The 18,599-nt window shown below is 64.0% G+C and carries 20 protein-coding genes; 15 read left to right on the top strand and 5 right to left on the bottom strand.

Annotated features, from left to right (window positions below; all coding sequences use genetic code 11):
- Window positions 1-713: 713 nt before the first annotated feature.
- Complete coding sequence (locus NKI41_RS23280) at window positions 714-1,781, bottom strand: TraB/GumN family protein (RefSeq protein ID WP_352685330.1); 1,068 nt, start codon at window positions 1,779-1,781, stop codon at window positions 714-716.
- Between the two features lie 85 nt (window positions 1,782-1,866).
- The gene (locus NKI41_RS23275) at window positions 1,867-2,805 is read right to left on the bottom strand and encodes a tyrosine recombinase XerC (RefSeq protein ID WP_352685329.1); all 939 of its coding nucleotides are present in this window, start codon (window positions 2,803-2,805) and stop codon (window positions 1,867-1,869) included.
- 115 nt (window positions 2,806-2,920) lie between these two features.
- On the opposite strand from NKI41_RS23275, the gene rimM reads away from it, so the two are divergent.
- On the top strand, window positions 2,921-3,520 hold the full coding sequence (gene rimM, locus NKI41_RS23270) for a ribosome maturation factor RimM (RefSeq protein ID WP_352685328.1): 600 nt from the start codon (window positions 2,921-2,923) through the stop codon (window positions 3,518-3,520).
- On the top strand, window positions 3,517-4,215 hold the full coding sequence (gene trmD, locus NKI41_RS23265; RefSeq protein ID WP_352685327.1) for a tRNA (guanosine(37)-N1)-methyltransferase TrmD: 699 nt from the start codon (window positions 3,517-3,519) through the stop codon (window positions 4,213-4,215). Before rimM ends, trmD begins: the two co-directional genes overlap by 4 nt.
- On the opposite strand, the gene NKI41_RS23260 is transcribed toward trmD, so the two are convergent.
- Window positions 4,197-4,949, bottom strand: coding sequence for a sulfite exporter TauE/SafE family protein (locus NKI41_RS23260; protein WP_352500810.1), 753 nt, complete (start codon window positions 4,947-4,949; stop codon window positions 4,197-4,199). The genes trmD and NKI41_RS23260 overlap by 19 nt on opposite strands.
- Before the next feature lie 366 nt (window positions 4,950-5,315).
- Between NKI41_RS23260 and rplS the strand changes: the two genes are divergently transcribed.
- From rplS to leuC, 5 genes are all read left to right on the top strand, one after another.
- Window positions 5,316-5,855: a 50S ribosomal protein L19 gene (rplS, locus tag NKI41_RS23255; protein ID WP_254817835.1), complete on the top strand. Its 540-nt coding sequence runs from the start codon at window positions 5,316-5,318 to the stop codon at window positions 5,853-5,855.
- A gap of 262 nt (window positions 5,856-6,117) precedes the next feature.
- A complete protein-coding gene (locus NKI41_RS23250) occupies window positions 6,118-6,915 on the top strand; it encodes a transporter substrate-binding domain-containing protein (protein WP_031212709.1) in 798 nt (265 codons plus the stop codon).
- Window positions 6,916-7,177: 262 nt separating this feature from the next.
- Entirely contained in the window at window positions 7,178-7,987 is an 810-nt protein-coding gene (locus NKI41_RS23245) for an amino acid ABC transporter permease (protein ID WP_352685326.1), read from the top strand.
- 52 nt (window positions 7,988-8,039) lie between these two features.
- The gene (locus NKI41_RS23240) at window positions 8,040-8,675 is read left to right on the top strand and encodes a class I SAM-dependent DNA methyltransferase (protein WP_352615448.1); all 636 of its coding nucleotides are present in this window, start codon (window positions 8,040-8,042) and stop codon (window positions 8,673-8,675) included.
- Window positions 8,676-8,924: 249 nt separating this feature from the next.
- Entirely contained in the window at window positions 8,925-10,334 is a 1,410-nt protein-coding gene (gene leuC, locus NKI41_RS23235; RefSeq protein WP_352450161.1) for a 3-isopropylmalate dehydratase large subunit, read from the top strand.
- A 58-nt stretch (window positions 10,335-10,392) separates the two neighbouring features.
- On the opposite strand, the gene NKI41_RS23230 is transcribed toward leuC, so the two are convergent.
- Window positions 10,393-10,704: a hypothetical protein gene (locus tag NKI41_RS23230; RefSeq protein ID WP_023679773.1), complete on the bottom strand. Its 312-nt coding sequence runs from the start codon at window positions 10,702-10,704 to the stop codon at window positions 10,393-10,395.
- Window positions 10,705-10,864: 160 nt separating this feature from the next.
- Between NKI41_RS23230 and NKI41_RS23225 the strand changes: the two genes are divergently transcribed.
- Window positions 10,865-12,061: a GGDEF domain-containing protein gene (locus NKI41_RS23225; RefSeq protein ID WP_352685325.1), complete on the top strand. Its 1,197-nt coding sequence runs from the start codon at window positions 10,865-10,867 to the stop codon at window positions 12,059-12,061.
- Window positions 12,062-12,136: 75 nt separating this feature from the next.
- Window positions 12,137-13,357: a GGDEF domain-containing protein gene (locus NKI41_RS23220; RefSeq protein WP_352470793.1), complete on the top strand. Its 1,221-nt coding sequence runs from the start codon at window positions 12,137-12,139 to the stop codon at window positions 13,355-13,357.
- Here the strand turns inward: NKI41_RS23220 and NKI41_RS23215 are convergent.
- On the bottom strand, window positions 13,341-13,700 hold the full coding sequence (locus tag NKI41_RS23215) for a hypothetical protein (protein WP_352685324.1): 360 nt from the start codon (window positions 13,698-13,700) through the stop codon (window positions 13,341-13,343). The two genes, NKI41_RS23220 and NKI41_RS23215, sit on opposite strands and share 17 nt — an antisense overlap.
- A 251-nt stretch (window positions 13,701-13,951) precedes the next feature.
- Here NKI41_RS23215 and NKI41_RS23210 point away from each other — a divergent pair, with 251 nt between their 5' ends.
- The 6 genes from NKI41_RS23210 to NKI41_RS23185 all read left to right on the top strand — a co-directional run bounded on the left by NKI41_RS23210 (window position 13,952) and on the right by NKI41_RS23185 (window position 18,452).
- Window positions 13,952-14,329 (top strand): hypothetical protein, encoded by a 378-nt coding sequence (locus tag NKI41_RS23210; protein WP_352685323.1) that lies wholly within the window; start codon window positions 13,952-13,954, stop codon window positions 14,327-14,329.
- A gap of 242 nt (window positions 14,330-14,571) precedes the next feature.
- Window positions 14,572-14,991 (top strand): succinate dehydrogenase, cytochrome b556 subunit, encoded by a 420-nt coding sequence (gene sdhC / locus NKI41_RS23205; RefSeq protein WP_292663224.1) that lies wholly within the window; start codon window positions 14,572-14,574, stop codon window positions 14,989-14,991.
- Between the two features lies 1 nt (window position 14,992).
- The gene (gene sdhD, locus NKI41_RS23200) at window positions 14,993-15,388 is read left to right on the top strand and encodes a succinate dehydrogenase, hydrophobic membrane anchor protein (protein ID WP_352685322.1); all 396 of its coding nucleotides are present in this window, start codon (window positions 14,993-14,995) and stop codon (window positions 15,386-15,388) included.
- A 4-nt stretch (window positions 15,389-15,392) separates the two neighbouring features.
- Entirely contained in the window at window positions 15,393-17,231 is a 1,839-nt protein-coding gene (sdhA, locus tag NKI41_RS23195) for a succinate dehydrogenase flavoprotein subunit (protein ID WP_352685321.1), read from the top strand.
- Window position 17,232: 1 nt separating this feature from the next.
- Window positions 17,233-17,673, top strand: a complete 441-nt coding sequence (locus NKI41_RS23190) for a DUF3052 family protein (RefSeq protein ID WP_352685320.1) — start codon at window positions 17,233-17,235, stop codon at window positions 17,671-17,673.
- A complete protein-coding gene (locus tag NKI41_RS23185) occupies window positions 17,673-18,452 on the top strand; it encodes a succinate dehydrogenase iron-sulfur subunit (protein ID WP_352685319.1) in 780 nt (259 codons plus the stop codon). The genes NKI41_RS23190 and NKI41_RS23185 overlap by 1 nt, the downstream gene beginning before the upstream one ends.
- The last annotated feature ends 147 nt before the right edge of the window (window positions 18,453-18,599 follow it).

Here is an 18,599-nt window from a genome sequence, read left to right as displayed (position 1 = left end):
AGTTGGCCCATGGCTAATCGCAGCTCAGAGCATCGACGGCTGCTCTCAAAAAAACGGCCCGCCTTTCAGCGGACCGTTCATATATTAAATCAGCAGTCTGATCACTGAGCCGGTGCCGGCGCTGGTGCTGGTGCCGGGGCCGGGGCCGGGGCGGGCGCAGGGGCCGGAGCCGGAGCCGGAGCGGGTGTTGCCGGAGCTGGCGCAGGAGCTGGTTCGGCTGGTTTCATCGGCTCGGCCGGCGCTGGGGCGGGAGCCGGTGTGCTGGCTGCGGGCGGTTCGGCAGGCGCAGGTGCCTCGCTACGTCTTCCAAAAACATAATAGGCGACAATTGCCAGGATAACGACGACCAGCGCAATCAGCCAGCCGCTGCCGCCGCCGCTTGGCCGTGCGGAGCCCGGCGAGGTGAATGGGTCGTTCGGATTGGGTGTGTTCGCCATAAAAGTGTCCTCCGTGGATGAAAAACATCAAGTAATAGCCATCAACGTACAATCGTTGAATCGGTTTCACATTAGGCGTTGAAAACGCCGAAAACAGGGCAATTCTGATCCGGAATCGCTCGCAGGCATGCATTTCCACCGCAAAATGGGTTCGATCGAGCCAAACCGAACCTTTTTCGGTTTCTTGGCACGAAGCGCGGCTGGTCCGCCGGCGCGCCACGCGTAAGGGCTGATCCCGCCTCGGCAATGATTCGGTGTGCAACTCCGCCGTGTCGTTCAGTTGACGGCGGTCACCGTATAGCCGGTCTTGCGGAAACCCTCGACCAAGCCTTGCGCTCCGGGAAGGTGCATGGTGCCGACCGCCATGAAGACATTGCCGTGGGCGAGGATCGGCGCTGCACGATCGACCATCACCTTGTTGCGGCTGGTGATCATGGTCTGCTCGAATTCGGCGTAACCCGATTGGTCGTCGACCTGTTCGGGGACGACAGCCCGAAACAGCGGTACATACATGCCAGTGTCGCCACGCCGGTAAAGCACGATCATGGTTTCGTTGACGTCGTTCACCTTGTCGCCAAGCTTCAGCGTATCGACCAGCCCCTTCAGGTGAAAGGCGATCGGCAGCGAAGCCATGGCGCGCAGCTGGTCGGCGATTGTCTCCAGCCCCTCGACCGATTTGCCCGAAGCCTCGGCGTCCTTGGCAAGCTTGACGTCGAGCACCGGCGCACCGCCAGCCTGGCGGGCTACTTCGCATGCAGGTAGCGCCACCATCGCCGACAGCAACCAGGGTTTCATCTTGGCGACGGTCGCTGGCGGGATGCCACGCGCATCGAGCGCCTTGTTGACCACCGCCGCATCCTCCGGCGACAGCAGCGACGAAAGCGTCGTCTTGTCGGTGAACATCATCAGATCCGGCTCTTTCAGCATTGCTGCCATCATCTTCTGCTTGTCGAGCACTTCGGTGGTCTCGATGATGACGGTGCCAGCCGCATCGAATGCCTTCTGCGCGGCGGGTGGCAGCGTGGTGACGCGCGGGTCGGTAACGTGCATGGTGCCGAACAGGAAGGACGGTTTTTCGCCCGATTTTTCGAGCTTCCACAGCAGGCCCTTGCCGTTCGGCGTCGCTGCCGCCTCCGCCTCGATCTTGCGGTAGGCAGCCGGGTCGTCCTTTTGCAGCGCGCTCAGCATATCGCTACCGGTGCAGGCCGAAGTCTCGGCGCGTGCCTTGCCCGCCGCGAGCAGCGCGACGATGAGGAAAGAGAGGAAAAACAGGGCGTTCAGCGCGACGAGCAGCTTCAGCGACACATGGGTCGCGCGGTCGGCGATGGCGATGAGGCGTTTCATGCTGCGGTTCTAGGCGCAAAAAGCGGCAAAACGGTTAACCGGCGCATCAAAATTGTTGCGAGATGGCCACCGACACATGCATCGATCACGCACGAGGATGAGCTGCTTCGTAAATCTCGAGCAGCCTGGCGGTGTCGACGCCGGTGTATATCTGGGTTGTCGACAGGCTGGCGTGGCCGAGCAACTCCTGGATGGTGCGCAGGTCGCCGCCGCGCCCTAGCAGATGCGTGGCGAAGGAATGGCGCAGCGCATGCGGCGTCGCCGTGTCGGGCAGGTTGAGCGCCGAGCGCAGCTTGGCCATGTCGCGCTGGACGATTGCCGGGTTGAGTGGGCCGCCGCGGGCACCGCGAAACAGCAGGCCCTTGGGATCGAGATGCCAGGGACACAAGCGGCGGTATTCGGCAATCGCCCGCAGCGCCACCGGCAGCACCGGCACCAGCCGGGTCTTGCCACCCTTGCCGGTGACGCGCAGCACGGTATCACCAGGTGAGGAAAGATCGGCGCCCGACAGGCCGAGCGCCTCGGAAATCCGCAAACCGGACCCATAGAGCAGGGTCAGCACGGCGGCGTTGCGCGCGGCAATCCACGGCTCCTCCGCCAGTTGGCCTTCCACCGAGACGACGTGTTTTGCATCGCTTGCGGTCAGCGGCTTGGGCAGCGATTTCGGCTGCCGCGGCGCGCGCAAGGCTGTCGCACCTGCCGCATTGGCGAGGCCGCGCCTTTCCAGGAAACGCAACAGCGAGCGGATGCCGGCCAGCCCGCGCCCGAGCGTACGGGCGCCGGCGCCCTCGGCACGGCGGGCAGCGAGAAAGCCGCGCAAATCGGCGGGGCGCAGATCGGCGATGTCGGAAATGCCGGGCGAGCCGCCGCAATGGCCGGTCAGGAAATGCAGGAACTGGCGTGTGTCGCGCTCATAAGCCTCGACGGTTTCGGGCGACAGCCGGCGTTCGCGCGCCAGCATCTTCAGCCAGGCCTCGCGCGCCGCCTGCAGGTCGGGTTTTGCCGATATGAGGAATTCCTGCATTGCACTCTTCCAGTTCCCCGCCATCTTCCGGCACGCGGGTTAGGAAGCGGTGAAGAGCGGCGTCATTGAAATGACGACGGGCTGGGGTTAGAGCAAGGCAAAGGATTTTCCGCAGATGAGCAAGCCGCAAAACCCCGTCCAGATGGCCGTGATCGGTGCCGCGCACGGCATCAAGGGCGAATTGCGCGTCAAGAGCTTTACCGGCGACCCGCTGGCGCTGGCCGATTACGGTCCCCTCTACGCCAGGGACGGCCGCGCCTTCCAGATCGTTGACATCAGGCCCGCCAACACCGTGGTGGTGGTGCGCTTCAAAGGCGTCAACGACCGCAATGCCGCCGAGGCGCTGGCCGGCACCGAATTGTTCGTCGATCGTTCGGTGTTGCCCGATGAGGGCGAAGAGGATGAATTCTACCATGCCGACCTCGTCGGACTGGAGGTCAAGGACGACACCGGTGCGGTCGTCGGCAAGGTCGTCGCCGTGCACAATTTCGGCGGCGGCGACATTCTCGACGTGACGCTGGCGGGGCGCAAGGGCGTGCTCATCCCGTTCACGCAGGCCGCCGTTCCGGAAGTGTCGATCGCCGGCGGCTTTGTCCGCGTTGATCCAGCCGCCGCAGGTTTGGTCGAGGATGAGGACGGCGAGCCTCCCGCTGACGACGGTTTCGACCCCAGGGGCAGGCCGCGCGGGCCGAGGGACGCCGGAGGCAACCGGTGAGTTTTTCGGCTTCGGTGCTGACGCTCTATCCCGAGATGTTTCCCGGCGCGCTTGGCCTGTCGCTGGCCGGCCGCGCCCTCGAGACCGGCATTTGGTCGCTCGAAACGATCCAGATCCGCGACTTTGCCAGCGATCGTCACCGTACCGTCGATGACACGCCGGCCGGCGGCGGCGCCGGCATGGTGATGCGGGCAGACGTGCTGGCCAGCGCCATTGACCATGCCTCGCCGGCAGCCGATCCACGTCCGCGCCTGCTGATGAGCCCGCGCGGCAAGCCGCTGAACCAGGCACGCGTGCGCGAACTCGCCGCTGGGCCGGGTGCGGTGATCGTCTGCGGCCGCTTCGAAGGCGTCGACCAGCGGGTCATTGAGGCGCGCGGCCTCGAAGAAGTTTCGATCGGCGACTTCATCCTGTCCGGCGGCGAGCCGGCGGCACTGGTGCTGCTCGACGCCGTGGTGCGCCTGCTGCCCGGCGTCATGGGCAATGCGGAATCGGGCGAGGAAGAGAGCTTTGAAAACGGCCTGCTCGAACATCCGCATTACACACGGCCGCAGGAATTCGAGGGGCGGCCGATCCCCGAAGTGCTGATTTCGGGCAATCACAGGAAGATCGCGGCGTGGCGGCGGGCCGAAGCGGAGAGGCTGACGAAGGAGCGACGCCCGGATCTGTCAGCCGCTCAGCCCTTATCGAAATAGTAGAAAGCCAGGAACAGGCCGACGGCGATGACGAAGCCGCGCACCGCGTTCTGCGGCACGCGCCTGGCGATCCAGACGCCGGCATAGCCGCCCAGCGCGCCACCCGGGATCATGATGATCGCCTGCAGCCAGGCAATGACGCCGCCCGAGACGAAGACGAGGATGGCAACCGCAGCGATGACTACGGCCAGCATGTTCTTCAGTGCGTTCAGCCGGTGATAGTCGCCGGACTGGGTGAGACCGAGCGTCGCCAGCATCATGACGCCCATGCCGGCGCCGAAGAAGCCGCCATAGACGGCGGTGGCGAACTGCGCCAGCGACCCGACCAGCGAACCTACCGCGGCCTCATGCCCCGGCTTGGGCGCCGGCTTCAGCCATGGCCCGGCAGCGAACAATGCGGTTGCCGCCAGCAGCAGCCACGGCACCAAGGCGCGGAACGACGGGTTGTCGAGCCCTAGAAGGATGAGCGCGCCAGACAGCGCACCGAGAGCCGAAATGAGGCTGAGCAGCAGTGCGCCACGCCAGAAATGCTTGATGTCGTGCCAATAGGCGAGCGTCGAGGTGATGTAGCCAGGAAATTGCGTCACCGACGATGTCGCATTGGCGACGATCGGCGGCAGGCCGGCCAGGGTCATGGCGCCAAAGGTTATGAACGTGCCGCCGCCGGCAACGGCATTGACCGCGCCTGATAGAAAGCCGGCGAGAAAGAGCAGGACCGCGTCCAAGATTGGCATGAGGGTGTCGTCGCTGGAGGAAAATGCTTATCTTCCGGCTTAGGAAGCTTGACGCGCGGGCGCAACCCCCTGGACCACAAGCGATCACGGGATTGCCACAGCGGCCTCAGCCAAAAAGAAACAGCGCCAAAAAAGAAACAGCGAAGGCGTGACAAAGCGCCGAAATAGCTGTATGTGCGCGCCGAACCGGAAGAAAATATGCCAAGAGCGATCTTCTGGCCCGTCAACAATGACGGTGTAGTCGCCCCTGCCCGATGTTCTCGAACAGAAGTTCTCGAACGAAGGGCATAGCCGAGCGGTCGATGCGACTGCAAGGCGAGTGTCGGACGCTCTGACTGTCGGAAGAACAAGAAGTGGATTATTGAGATGGACATCCTCCGTCAGCTCGAGGCCGAGCAGGCCGCCAAGATCGAAGCCAAGCGCAAGCTCCCCGAATTCCAGCCCGGCGATACCGTGCGCGTCCAGGTCCGTGTGACCGAAGGCACCCGCACCCGCGTCCAGGCCTATGAGGGCGTCGTCATCGCCCGCGCCGGCGCCGGCTTCCAGGAAAACTTCACCGTCCGCAAGATCTCCTACGGCGAAGGCGTGGAGCGGGTGTTCCCGGTCTATTCACCGATGGTCGAAGGCGTCGAGATCGTGCGCCGCGGCAAGGTGCGTCGCGCCAAGCTGTACTATTTGCGTGACCGTCGCGGCAAATCGGCCCGCATTTCGGAAAACACCGGCGTGCGCGCCCGCAAGCTGAACGACGAAGAGCGCGATGCGCTGAACGCCGAGAAGGCGCGCATCGAGGCCGAGAAAGTGGCCGCCGCCCAGGCGCTGGCCGCCGAGAAGGCCGCGCAGGACGCCGCCGAGAAAAAGGCCGCCGACGAGGCCGCCAAGGCCGCGGAAGCAGCTGCCGCCGAATAAGGCTCTTCAAGAACGTATTTTCGGAAAGGCGGCTTCGGCCGCCTTTTTGTTTCGCGAGGCGGATTCTATTTTGCCGGGCTGCATCGGCCGCAATCGATACGGATCGTTCCGTAATGCCGCCGTTGAAAGCATTGAAATCCATTTTCGTGCCGAACGCCGCATCGGAGCGGCTTGCAAGGCGCCGGCGGAAAGCTAAAGTCGGCGCCGGATTTCCTGCATGCCTCGGCCGATCGAGGCGGTTCAGTTCCTGGGGAGCATCGTCATGATCAATTCGAAACTGCTGCTGGCCGGCCTGCTGGCTTGCCTTCTCGTGCCTGTCGCGGCTCTGGCGCAGGCGCTGCCCGACCTCGGCGGCAAGAAAGTGGTGGTGGTGACCGAAAACGCCTATCCGCCGCTGCAGTTCATCGATGCCAAGACCGGCAAGCAGATCGGTTGGGAATATGACGCGATGAACGAGATCGCCAAACGGCTGAATTTCAAGGTCGAGTACCAGAATACCTCCTGGGACGCGATGATCCAGGCGGTTTCCGACAATCAGTACAACATCGGCATGACCGGCATCACCATCAAGGACGACCGCAAGCAGAAGGTCGATTTCTCCGATCCGTATATGCGCTCGGAACAGTTCATGCTGGTGCGCGGCGACGAGAAGCGCTTCACCGATGCAAAGACGTTCGCCGCCTTCAAGGACGGGCTGATCGGCGCGCAGGCCGGCACCACGCCCTTCTACACCGCCGTCTACAGCGTGCTCGACGGCAACGAGCAGAACCCGCGCATCAAGCTGTTCGAGACATTCGGCGCGACGGTGCAGGCGCTGAAGGCCGGCGACGTCGACGTCGTGCTCACCGACGGCACTGCCGGCAAGGGCTATGTCGATGCGTCCAATGGCGGCCTTAAGCTGATCGGCGGCCCACTCGGCACCGAGGATTTCGGCTTCATCTTCCCCAAGGGCTCCGACCTGGTGAAGCCGGTCAACGCGGCAATCGCCGCGCTCAAGGCCGACGGTACGCTCGACGCGCTCAACAAGAAGTGGTTCCTTGATTACAAGATGGGGCAGTAGGACTTTTGTTGCGGACGTTGTGGGACCCGCAGGAACTCGCGCTGTCTTCGTTCCTTCGCGCCCCCCTCTGTCCTGCCGGACATCTCCCCCACTTGGGGGGAGATTGGCTGTCGCGACCGCTTTCGCCTACCTGCAGCGTTGAAAAAGAAGCGCCTTCGCAAGAGCTGCCAATCTCCCCCCAAGTGGGGGAGATGGCCGGCAGGCCAGAGGGGGGCGCCATAGAGCGCTGCCTTCGCGATCTTTTTGCCGCCGGCACTGCCTAATGCCTCCCGCCCCGCCCTCCAAATCCGACTTCCCGTGGTGGCTTGCCGTGGCCGTGGCGATCGCCTTGGCCGCCGCCATCTTCATCGCTGCCAGCGACGTCTATGCCCAGGTCTTCGCAACCGTCGCCAAGGGCATCGGCGTCACCATCTTCGTCACGGTGGTCGCCTTCGCGCTGGCTTGCGCGATCGGCCTCGGCGTCGCGCTGATGGGCCTGTCGGGCTCACGCTGGCTCAGCCAGATCGGCCGCTTCTACGTCGAGATCATCCGCGGCGTGCCGATGCTGGTGCTGTTGTTCTGGATCGCCTTTGCCGGCGCGCCGGCCTTCGTCGCGGCATGGAACGCGCTGATGGCGCCGCTGCAAAGCGCCGGCCTCTTCGGTGAGCTGCTGGTACGCGACGTGTCGTTGCTTTGGCGCGCCGTCATGGCGCTGACCATCGGCTATTCGGCCTTCATCTCGGAGGTGTTCCGCGCCGGTATCCAGGCGGTCGAGAAGGGGCAGATCGAAGCGGCCAAGGCGCTCGGGCTGACGCGCACCCAGCGCTTCCGGCTGGTCATCTTTCCGCAGGCGATCCGCACTATCCTGCCGCCGCTCGGCAATGATTTCGTCGCCATGGTCAAGGATTCCTCGCTGGTCTCGGTGCTCGGCGTCGCCGACATCACCCAGATGGGCAAGATCTACGCCGCCGGCTCGTTCCGCTTCTTCGAAACCTATTCGATCGTCGCCTATATCTATCTCATCCTGACCGTCGGCCTGTCGTTGGCCTTGCGGGCGCTGGAGAAGCGGCTGCGCCACCAGCATGGGGAATAGAAGGCAGGCGAAAACGGCGCTACCATCGAGCGGACGCGACCGGGGAGGACCCATGATCATCGACAAGGCCAATGCGGCGCTGGAAGCGGTCTATACGGCCGACACGCCCGAGACGCTCGCCAAGGCCTATGCGCAATGGGCCGCGACCTATGACGGCGAAACCGCGGCGCTCGGCTATCTCCTGCCGTTCCTGATCACCGCCTGGGTGGCGCGCCATGTGCCGCCGGGCGAAGGGCCGCTGCTCGACGCCGGTTGCGGCACCGGCCTGTCGGGGCCGTCGCTCAAGGCACTCGGCTACCACGATATTGCCGGGCTCGACCTGTCGCAGGACATGCTGAAAATCGCCGGCAGCCGGCAGGCCTACAGCGAGCTGAAACAGGCGATGCTCGGCGGGCCATTGCCTTGGGCGGACGGGTATTTCCGCGCCTTTTTCTCGACCGGCGTGTTCACCATCAGCCACGCACCGGCGTCGGGCCTGCATGAACTGATACGCATCACCAGGACGGGCGGCCACGCCATCTTCACGGTCCGCGACCAGGTGTTTGAAAGCGGCGGGTTCAAGGCCGTGTTTGGCGAACTGGAGCAGGCGAAAAAATGGCGGCCGGTCGAGGAGAGCCCGTGGTTCCGCTGCTACGCAATCGCCGAGCCCGACGCGCTGGTGAAGACCTTCGTGTTCAAGGTGCTGTGAAGCGCCTGCGAAGGCAGACGCGATTGCTGAAAAGCCAAAACATTGATATGAGCAGCGCCATGGAAGAGCTTTTTGGCGATCCGGCCTATAAAGGTTTCGTGCTGCAGGACAGGAAACGCCTGCCGTCGCGATTTTCCGCGCGCGTTTCCGGCGCTCTGACCAGCCGACTTCGCTAGGGCAGACTCGCCAGGCTGCTTCGCCGGGCCGACCGGCGTCCTTTTCCCTTTTTAAATCGACGGATTTACGCACATGAGCGCACCGCGCACCCTCTACGACAAGATTTTCGACGACCATGTCGTCGACCGCCAGGACGACGGCACCTGCCTGCTCTATATCGACCGCCATCTGGTCCACGAAGTCACCAGCCCGCAGGCTTTCGAAGGCCTGCGCATAACCGGCCGCAAGGTTCGGCATCCGGAAAAGACGCTGGCCGTGGTCGACCACAATGTGTCGACCTCGCCCGAGCGCAAGTTCGGCATCAAGAACGAGGAAAGCCGCATCCAGGTCGAGGCGCTGGCCAAGAACGCCAAGGATTTCGGTATCGAATATTATTCCGAGAAGGATATCCGCCAGGGCATCGTCCACATCATCGGTCCCGAGCAAGGCTTTACGCTGCCCGGCATGACCATCGTCTGCGGCGACAGCCACACCTCGACGCATGGCGCGTTCGGGGCGCTGGCGCATGGCATCGGCACCTCGGAAGTCGAGCATGTGCTGGCGACGCAGACGCTGATCCAGCGCAAGGCCAAGAACATGCTGGTGCGCGTCGACGGCGCACTGCCGGAAGGCGTCACCGCCAAGGACATCATCCTTGCCATCATCGGCGAGATAGGCACGGCCGGCGGCACCGGCTATGTCATCGAATATGCCGGCGAGGCAATCCGTGCGCTGTCGATGGAAGGCCGCATGACGATCTGCAACATGTCGATCGAAGCCGGCGCGCGCGCCGGCCTGATCGCGCCCGACGAGACCACCTTCGCCTATGTCAAGGACAAGCCGCGCGCCCCCAAGGGCGAAGCCTGGGACGCCGCGCTCGCCTACTGGAAGACGCTGCAGTCCGACGAAGGCGCGCATTTCGACAAGGTGGTCGTGCTCGACGCGGCAAAGCTGCCGCCGATCGTCTCCTGGGGCTCCTCGCCCGAGGACGTGGTCTCAGTGCAAGGCATCGTGCCGAACCCGGACGACATCACTGATGAGAACAAGCGCACCTCCAAGCAGCGCGCACTCGACTATATGGGCCTGAAGCCGGGCACCAAGATCACCGATATCGAACTCGATCGCGTCTTCATCGGCTCCTGCACCAATGGCCGCATCGAGGATCTGCGCGCCGCCGCCAAGGTGATCGAGGGCAGACAAGTCAATCCGCGGGTCAGTGCGATGATCGTGCCGGGCTCCGGCCTGGTCAAGGAACAGGCAGAGGCCGAAGGCCTCGACAAGATCTTTGTCGCCGCCGGCTTTGACTGGCGTGAGCCGGGCTGCTCGATGTGCCTTGCCATGAACGACGACCGGCTGAAGCCGCATGAACGCTGCGCCTCGACCTCGAACCGCAATTTCGAAGGGCGCCAAGGCTTCAAGGGCCGCACCCATCTGGTGTCGCCGGCAATGGCCGCGGCGGCGGCGATCGCCGGCCATTTCGTCGACATCCGCGAGTGGAAATAGGGCAGGCGCGCGCAGTCGGACATGAGCAACCCGAGCCGCAATGCGGTTCGGGCATTCTTCAGTCGGGCCGCCTGACGAATTCGTGGAATCCCTCACGGCGGCCGGGTTGGTCCTTTGCGACGACCAGCGCCAGTTGGCGCTCGTCGAAGAGTTTGAACCATTCGTCCCATTCGACCAGTTCGTAGCCGCCGGCATTGACCGGGCGTTCGGCCTCATCCTGGTCCTGGTAGGCATGCTGGCCGAAGACCAGCCTCAGCATGGGCTGCGTTCCGGCTTCGGGCGACACGTCGACGATCGCCGGAAAGCCGGCGCGTGCCGCGGCCCATGAGCGAATTGCATCGTGATCGGTCAGCATGATCGTGTCGGCCATCGGAGCGTCTCCTGGTTGCCGTCGTGAAACGCCGCTCGCCGTTCGCGGTTCCGCCCAGCGGCTTTGTCGACGCACCTGTCGCATATTCGCTTTCGCTTAACCGCTTGTTTGGGCTTCCGCTCTAAGGTCCTCCAAGGGAAGCGAGGGGAAATTACAGCGCTTGGACACCGGCCTGCTCATAGCGCTGCTCAATCCAGGCATCGCCCTCACACTCGGCGCCGCATTTCTCGTGCTGTGGTTCTATCAGCGCCACCGTCCCTATCTGGCTGTGCTGGCGGCGGGCTACTCGGCCTCGGCCGCAGGCTTCCTGCTCCAGTATTTCACGCTGCCGGTCGGCATGGCACCGACCAAGCTCATCTCGATCCTGTGCTTCACCTTCGCCACCTGCTGTCTCGCCGGCGCGGTCATTGCGCGCTATGGGCGGCGCGTGCCTTACCCGGCGGTCGGCATTCTGGCCTGCGGCGGCCTGGCCGCGTTCTCGTGGTTTCTTTTTGCCCGGCCGGATCTCACCTGGCGCATTCTTGCCATCAATTTCAGCTTCGGCGGCATCAGCCTGGTTGTCGCCGCCGAGTTGCGCGTGGTGCGCAACAACGGCCCGACAGAAATGATCCTGTTCGTGCTGTCGCTGCTTTCCGGCCTGAACTTCCTGGCGCGGACGCTTGCCGTCGTCATCGCGCATGGGCCGTTCACCAGCTATGAAGGGCTTTACTCCTCGTCCTACTGGACGACGGCGCTGCTGTCGCATGCATTGCTGTCGCTGCTCATCGCGCTTTGCCTGTTCGGCGCCGCCGCGCTCGATGTGATGAAGGCCCTGAAGACCGAAACCCTGACAGACCCGCTGTCGGGCCTGCTCAACCGCCGCGGGTTCGAGGAGCGCGCCACGCTGGTCCTGCAGCACTGTGCCACGGCGCGATTGCCGGTTGCGCTGGTGCTGTCCGATCTCGATCATTTCAAGGCGCTGAACGATCAGCATGGCCACGCAGCCGGGGATCGCGTCATCGCCGATTTTGCCGCCAAGCTTCTGTCGGCTGCAGGCACGGGCGGCGTTGCCGGCCGCATCGGCGGCGAGGAGTTCGCCGTGCTGTTGCCGCTCAGCGACCTTGGCGCGGCAAGACTGTTTGCCGAAACCATTCGCACGCTCTATTCGGCGGACAGAATCGACGGGCTTCCGCCCGAGACAAGAGTGACCGCCAGCTTCGGCGTGGCCGCCCGCACCAGCGACGAAGGGCTGGACCCGCTGATGCGCCGCGCCGACGAAGCGCTCTACAGAGCCAAAAGGAGTGGCCGCGACAGCGTATGCCTGTCCTATCAGCGGCCTGAAACGGTCGTCCTTCCCAATAGGACCAGTGCTGGCTGAGCGTCAGCGGCGGCTTCGAATTAACGTCTTTTTCGCGCGTTGGTGATTTGCTGTTCGGGGGAGTGCCAAAACGCCATGGGCAGCGCTAATTTCATCCTGCTGATCAACCTGTTCGTTGCCGGGCTGCTGGCGGCGGCCTTCATGACGATCGCGGTCTATGACGCCGGCCGGGTGTCGGCACGCTGGCTGGCGTTCGGCTATGTGCTCGGCACGGCTTATTTCGCGATCGAGTTCAGCATTCCTGCCTTCGACAATGCGCGCCCCGTGGTTGTCGCCGCCTTTGCCGCCTTCCTTGGCGCTACCGTCGCCTTCAATGGCGGGCTTGCCCATAAATACCGCGTTTCGCCGCCTTGGCCGCCGATGCTGTTCTTCCTGGTCTTCGCCACCCTCGCGGTCTACTTCGTGCAGGACCTGCCACGCCAATCCTTTGTGCGAATGGCGGCCTACCAGCTTCCCTATGCGGCCATGCAGTTCACCGGGCTGGCGATCGTCTTGTCGTCCAGGCAAAGACGCGAGCGGCTCGACTATATGCTGATGGCTGTCCTGGCGGCCAGCACGTTGCAGTTCGCCAGCAAACCCTTCATCGCCCATGCGCTTGGTGGCTGGGGCGCCAACCCGCAATCTTATGCGCAGACCAGCTATGCGTTGGTGTCGCAGTCGGTCGGCACCGTGTTCGGCCTGGCGCTTGCGCTGGTGACATTGGCTATCCTGGTCCGCGACGTGCTCGCCGAGGCGACGTCGAAATCGGAAACCGACACGCTTTCGCGGCTGCTCAACCGTGGCGGCTTCGAGCGCCATGCCGAGATCGCACTGCGTGACGCCATGCGGCGCGCCGTTCCAGCGGCACTGGTCATTGCCGATCTCGACCATTTCAAGCGCATCAACGATACTTACGGCCACGCGTCGGGCGATCGGGTCATCGAGACCTTTGCCGGTTTTCTCCGCGATGCCGCGGCCGACCATCATGTCGCCGGCCGCATCGGCGGCGAGGAATTCGCGATTTTCCTGCCGGGGACCAATCTAGCCGCCGCCCGGCTCTTTGCCGAGGGCACGCGGAGCGCCTTCGGTGCCACGCCGATCGACTGCCTGCCCGCGGATCACCGCTGCAGCGCCAGCTTCGGCGTTGCCGAGCTTGGTCCGGGCGAAAGCTTTTCCGACCTGTTGCGGCGCGCCGACAAAGCGCTCTATCAGGCGAAGGGCAGCGGTCGCGATTGCGTGCGTGTCTCGGTGGGGCCGGCTGTTGCCCTGCCGGCGCCGTCAACCAAGGGCGGCGTGGCCGTCAGCGGCAGGGGCTGAGCTCTGGCATTTCGCCGTCGGAGAGGCCGTACATATAGCTGCGGCCCTTGACGAAAACCGGCGGCCTATAGCAGTCGCCGCCGCGGACATCGTCCGATTCGTTTTCGTAGATCACGTCGGGCTGGCCGGCGCTGGTGTAGTCGGACAATTCCTTGGCCAGCTTGCCCTCGCCAACGAGGATACGCTTGTAGCCGGCGGCGCTGTCGATGACGAGATTGCCGAAGGAATCGGCATAGACGCGGTCATGATGGCGCGTCCCGGCGAATGCCGGTGCGACGACGCCGACGGCGAGCGCCGCCAATAGGAACCAGGGATGGCGCGATCCTGCTGAATTCGAATGCATGGCGTGCTGCTCCAGTTGCTGAGAGGCAAGCCTCCTCGAATCAGAAATTAACCTTTTATTAACCTTTGTTAAGAGGGCAACCGCAGCAGGGGCGAGGTCTCGGAAAATATGGTTAATACCCGATCGCCCACCGGCCATCATTCGGCCATGCCTTGTTCCCACCATCCCCAGCATCGGGCGCGACTCAAAAAGCATGAAATCCGGTGGCTTGCCGGAGCATCGCGGCGGGCTCGATGCGCGGGGAAAGCAGCATGAGATTACGCCGCACGTTTCGGATGGCGCTGGCCATTCCGCCGCTGCTGGCTGCAGCCGCCTGCGCGCCGCAGACCAGCGCGCCCAAGCTCGGCAACACGGCCGCCGCTTCCGTGTCGCTTGCTCCCGCTAGTGAACCGACGGCACCGCAGCCGCGCACAGCTACTTACAACTGCGCCGACGGCAGCGTGATGACTATCGAGAATCTCGGCACGTCGGTGCGCGTCCTCGGCCAGAACGGCGCCAGCGCCGAGCTGCCGGCCTCACCGGCCAATCAGACCAGCCGTTACGGCGAGGCGCATGACGCAATCGTGATCGATGGGCGTGAGGCGCTGGTGATGAAGGGCGGTGCACCACCGCTGGCCTGCAAGCGCTGATCCGCCCCTTGCGCCAGCCATATTTTGCAGTGCGGCGACATTGTGCCGGCGCAAGGCGACAGCCCTAATCGATTGAAGCTGAAAGCCTGGCTTTCATCAGACTAAATTACGTTTTCGAAACGGTTTTCCGGCTTTGACGCGGTGCAAAAAGAGCATTAGAAACCGGCTGTCCGAAGTCGCAACCGGAAGCGGTAATGCCGCATTCCCACCTGAGGCTCCAGAGACGCCGAACTGGGGGAGCCATGAGCAAATCACCAGCCACCCGCGAATTTGCCAGACGTGAACGGCCGCTTTCGCCGCATCTGACCGTCTATCGGCCGCCGATCACCATGACGATGTCGATCGTCCACCGCATCACCGGCGGGGCGCTCTATTTCGGCACGCTGCTGGTCGCGCTGTGGCTGATGGCGGCGGCGAGCTCGGAGGCGACCTTCAATGCCGTCAACTGGGCCTTCGGCTCGTGGCTGGGACGGCTGGTGCTGTTCGGCTACAGCTGGGCGCTGATGCACCACATGCTGGGCGGTGTGCGCCATCTTATCTGGGACACTGGGGCAGGGCTGGAAAAGCATACGGCATCGAGGATCGCCTGGGCGACGCTTGCCGGCTCGGTCACGCTGACGCTGCTGATCTGGATCGCCGGCTACATGGCGCGGGGAGCCTGACATGAACAGCAAGAACACCGACATGCGCACGCCGCTGGCCAAGGTCCGCGGTCTCGGTTCCGCCCGCGAGGGCACCGGCCATTTCTGGCGCCAGCGGCTGACGGCGATCTCCAATATCCCGCTGGTCCTGTTCTTCGTCGGCTTCCTGATCGCACTCAACGGCGCCAGCTATATCGAGGTGCGCGCCGCACTTGCCAATCCGTTCGTTGCACTGGTGCTGGCGCTGGTGCTGTTGTCGGTGCTCTACCACATGCGGCTCGGCATGCAGGCGATCATCGAAGACTATGTGCATGGCGAAGGCACCAGGCTGGCGCTGCTCGCCCTCAACACATTCTTTCCCGTAGTCGTCGGCGTCGCTTCGGTCTTCGCCCTGCTTAAACTGGCATTTGGAGGCTGATTTTTTGGCCAAGGACGCGAAGAACGCCAACACGGCTTCCGCCTATAGCTATGTCGATCACAAATTCGACGTCGTGGTCGTCGGCGCTGGCGGCGCCGGCCTGCGCGCCGCGCTCGGCATGGCCGAGCAGGGCCTGCGCACCGCCTGCATCACCAAAGTGTTCCCGACGCGCTCGCATACGGTTGCGGCGCAGGGCGGCATCGCCGCCTCGCTCGCCAATATGGGGCCCGACAACTGGCAGTGGCATCTCTTCGACACCGTCAAAGGCTCAGATTGGCTGGGCGACACCGACGCTCAAGAATACATGGTGCGCGAAGCGCCGGCGGCGGTCTACGAGCTCGAGCACTACGGCGTTCCCTTCAGCCGCACCGAGGACGGGAAAATCTACCAGCGGCCGTTCGGCGGCATGATGATGAATTTCGGCGAGGGGCCGCCGGTGCAGCGCACCTGTGCGGCCGCCGACCGCACCGGCCACGCCATGCTGCACACGCTCTACGGCCAGTCGCTGAAGCACAATGCGCAGTTCTTCATCGAGTATTTCGCGCTCGACCTGATCATGGAGCCGGACGGCACCTGCACCGGCGTCGTCGCCTGGAACCTCGACGACGGCACCATCCACCGCTTTTCGGCCAAGATGGTGGTGCTGGCGACCGGCGGCTATGGCCGCGCCTATTTCTCGGCCACCTCGGCGCATACCTGCACCGGCGATGGCGGCGGCATGGCCGCACGCGCAGGCCTGCCGCTGCAGGATATGGAGTTCGTGCAGTTCCACCCGACCGGCATATACGGCGCCGGCTGCCTGATCACCGAGGGCGCGCGCGGCGAGGGCGGCTATCTCGTCAATTCCGAGGGCGAGCGCTTCATGGAGCGCTACGCGCCGTCAGCCAAGGATCTGGCTTCGCGCGACGTGGTCTCGCGCTGCATGACGCTGGAAATCCGCGAGGGCCGCGGCGTCGGCCCGAAGAAGGATCACATTTTCCTGCATCTCGACCATCTCGACCCGGCCGTTCTGCACGAGAGGCTTCCGGGTATTTCGGAATCGGCAAAGATCTTTGCCGGTGTCGACCTGACCAAGGAGCCGATCCCGGTGCTGCCGACGGTCCACTACAATATGGGCGGCGTGCCGACCAATTACTGGGGCGAGGTGCTGAACCCGACGGCGTCGAATCCGGACCAGGTGTCGCCCGGGCTGATGGCGGTCGGCGAAGCCGGCTGCGCCTCGGTGCACGGTGCTAATCGGCTGGGCTCCAACTCGCTGATCGACCTGGTGGTGTTCGGCCGTGCGGCGGCAATCCGGGCCGGCCAGGTGATCGACCGCACATCGGCGATCCCTTCGCCCAACGAGGCCGCCGTCGAAAAGATCATGGACCGCTTCGACCGGCTGCGTCACGCCAACGGCTCGACGCCGACAGCGGTTTTGCGCGAAAAGATGCAGAAGGCGATGCAGGAGGACGCGGCGGTGTTCCGCACCCAGGACTCGCTGGAAAGCGGCTGCAGGCGCATTTCGCAGATCTGGGGTGAACTCGGCGACGTCAAGGTGTTTGACCGCTCGATGATCTGGAACTCCGACCTGGTCGAGACGCTGGAGCTGGAAAACCTGATGGCCAACGCCATCACCACCGTCTACGGCGCCGAGGCGCGCAAGGAAAGCCGCGGCGCGCACGCGCGGGAGGACTTTTCGGCCCGCGACGACGCCAACTGGCGCAAGCATACGCTGGCTCGGCTCAACGAGGCCGGCGAGGTGGCGCTCACCTACCGGCCGGTGCACACCGAAACGCTGCTTAAGGAAGCAGACGGCGGCATCAACCCGGCCAAGATCGCGCCAAAGGCCAGGGTGTATTGAGATGAGGCTGCTGGCGGTTGCGGGATATTCCGGCACGCCCCTTCCGGCCAAGCTCGGCCTGAAGGACGGGATGATTGCCGCTTTCGTCGCCTTGCCGGCCGAACTCGAGGATTTGACCGAAGCCGTGGATTTTGCCGAGCTCGACCGGCTGGCCAACTGGTCGGCGATTTCGGGCGTTCATGAGAAATACGATGCCGTACATGCTTTTACCCGGCAGCGTATCGAGATCGAGGACCGTCTAGGCGACGTCGAAGCGGCGATCAAGCGGGACGGCATGGTCTGGGTGTCATGGCCGAAGAAGGCATCGAAAGTGCCGACCGACGTCACCGAGGACGTTATCCGCACAGAGGCGCTGAAGCTCGACCTCGTCGACGTCAAGGTCGCCGCCGTGAACGAGATCTGGTCCGGGCTGAAGCTCGTCATCCGAAAGGACCTGAGGTAATGGTCGAACTCACGCTTCCGAAAAACTCGAAGATCATGGCCGGAAAAACCTGGCCGAAGCCGGAGGGCGCGACCAACCTGCGCGAATACCGCATCTACCGCTGGTCGCCGGACGATGACGAGAACCCGCGCATGGATGCGTATTTCGTCGACATGGACGATTGCGGGCCGATGGTGCTCGACGCGCTGCTCTGGATCAAGAACAAGATCGATCCGACGCTGACGCTGCGCCGCTCCTGCCGCGAAGGCATTTGCGGCTCGTGCGCCATGAACATCGACGGGTCGAACACGCTGGCCTGCACCAAGGGCTGCGACGACATTTCCGGCGCGATCAAGGTCTATCCGCTACCGCACATGGCCGTGGTCAAGGACCTGGTGCCCGACCTCACCAATTTCTACGCCCAGCACGCCTCGATCGAGCCGTGGCTGAAGACGGTGTCGCCCGAGCCGGCCAAGGAATGGCTGCAGAGCCATGAGGACCGCGAAAAGCTCGACGGGCTCTACGAGTGCATATTGTGCGCCTGCTGCTCGACCTCCTGCCCGAGCTACTGGTGGAACGGCGAGCGCTATCTCGGCCCGGCGACGCTGCTGCAGGCCTATCGCTGGCTGATCGATTCCAGGGACGAGGCGACGGGCGAGCGGCTCGACAATCTCGAAGACCCGTTCCGGCTCTATCGCTGCCACACCATCATGAACTGCGCCCAGACTTGCCCCAAGGGGCTCAACCCGGCCAAGGCGATCGCCGAGATCAAGAAGATGATGGTGGAGCGACGGGTTTAGGCGGCGGGCGGGTTGCAGCCGAGATCGTCTCGTCCGCAGCGATCCTTCGCGCCCCCCTCTGTCCTGCCGGACATCTTGTAACTTGTTTCTTGCCGACTCTGCTATGAAGGCAGGTGCGGTGGCGGACGGGAGACCGGAGCATCTTTG

This window comes from Mesorhizobium sp. M0601 (assembly GCF_040320845.1).
Lineage (GTDB): Bacteria > Pseudomonadota > Alphaproteobacteria > Rhizobiales > Rhizobiaceae > Mesorhizobium.
The sequence above is the reverse complement of the archived record's forward strand: the minus strand, read 5'-3'. Positions and strand labels throughout refer to the sequence as shown.

Excerpts from the sequence above, each read along its gene's own strand:
- NKI41_RS23190 (WP_352685320.1), top strand. The coding sequence starts at position 17,233 with ATGAGGCTGCTGGCGGTTGCGGGATATTCCGGCACGCCCCTTCCGGCC.
- sdhC (WP_292663224.1), top strand. The coding sequence starts at position 14,572 with ATGAGCAAATCACCAGCCACCCGCGAATTTGCCAGACGTGAACGGCCG.
- leuC (WP_352450161.1), top strand. The coding sequence starts at position 8,925 with ATGAGCGCACCGCGCACCCTCTACGACAAGATTTTCGACGACCATGTC.
- sdhD (WP_352685322.1), top strand. The coding sequence starts at position 14,993 with ATGAACAGCAAGAACACCGACATGCGCACGCCGCTGGCCAAGGTCCGC.
- NKI41_RS23220 (WP_352470793.1), top strand. The coding sequence starts at position 12,137 with ATGGGCAGCGCTAATTTCATCCTGCTGATCAACCTGTTCGTTGCCGGG.
- NKI41_RS23230 (WP_023679773.1), bottom strand. The coding sequence starts at position 10,704 with ATGGCCGACACGATCATGCTGACCGATCACGATGCAATTCGCTCATGG.
- NKI41_RS23260 (WP_352500810.1), bottom strand. The coding sequence starts at position 4,949 with ATGCCAATCTTGGACGCGGTCCTGCTCTTTCTCGCCGGCTTTCTATCA.
- rimM (WP_352685328.1), top strand. The coding sequence starts at position 2,921 with ATGAGCAAGCCGCAAAACCCCGTCCAGATGGCCGTGATCGGTGCCGCG.
- NKI41_RS23210 (WP_352685323.1), top strand. The coding sequence starts at position 13,952 with ATGAGATTACGCCGCACGTTTCGGATGGCGCTGGCCATTCCGCCGCTG.
- NKI41_RS23250 (WP_031212709.1), top strand. The coding sequence starts at position 6,118 with ATGATCAATTCGAAACTGCTGCTGGCCGGCCTGCTGGCTTGCCTTCTC.
- NKI41_RS23215 (WP_352685324.1), bottom strand. The coding sequence starts at position 13,700 with ATGCATTCGAATTCAGCAGGATCGCGCCATCCCTGGTTCCTATTGGCG.
- rplS (WP_254817835.1), top strand. The coding sequence starts at position 5,316 with ATGGACATCCTCCGTCAGCTCGAGGCCGAGCAGGCCGCCAAGATCGAA.
- NKI41_RS23240 (WP_352615448.1), top strand. The coding sequence starts at position 8,040 with ATGATCATCGACAAGGCCAATGCGGCGCTGGAAGCGGTCTATACGGCC.
- NKI41_RS23280 (WP_352685330.1), bottom strand. The coding sequence starts at position 1,781 with ATGAAACGCCTCATCGCCATCGCCGACCGCGCGACCCATGTGTCGCTG.
- NKI41_RS23245 (WP_352685326.1), top strand. The coding sequence starts at position 7,178 with ATGCCTCCCGCCCCGCCCTCCAAATCCGACTTCCCGTGGTGGCTTGCC.
- NKI41_RS23185 (WP_352685319.1), top strand. The coding sequence starts at position 17,673 with ATGGTCGAACTCACGCTTCCGAAAAACTCGAAGATCATGGCCGGAAAA.
- NKI41_RS23275 (WP_352685329.1), bottom strand. The coding sequence starts at position 2,805 with ATGCAGGAATTCCTCATATCGGCAAAACCCGACCTGCAGGCGGCGCGC.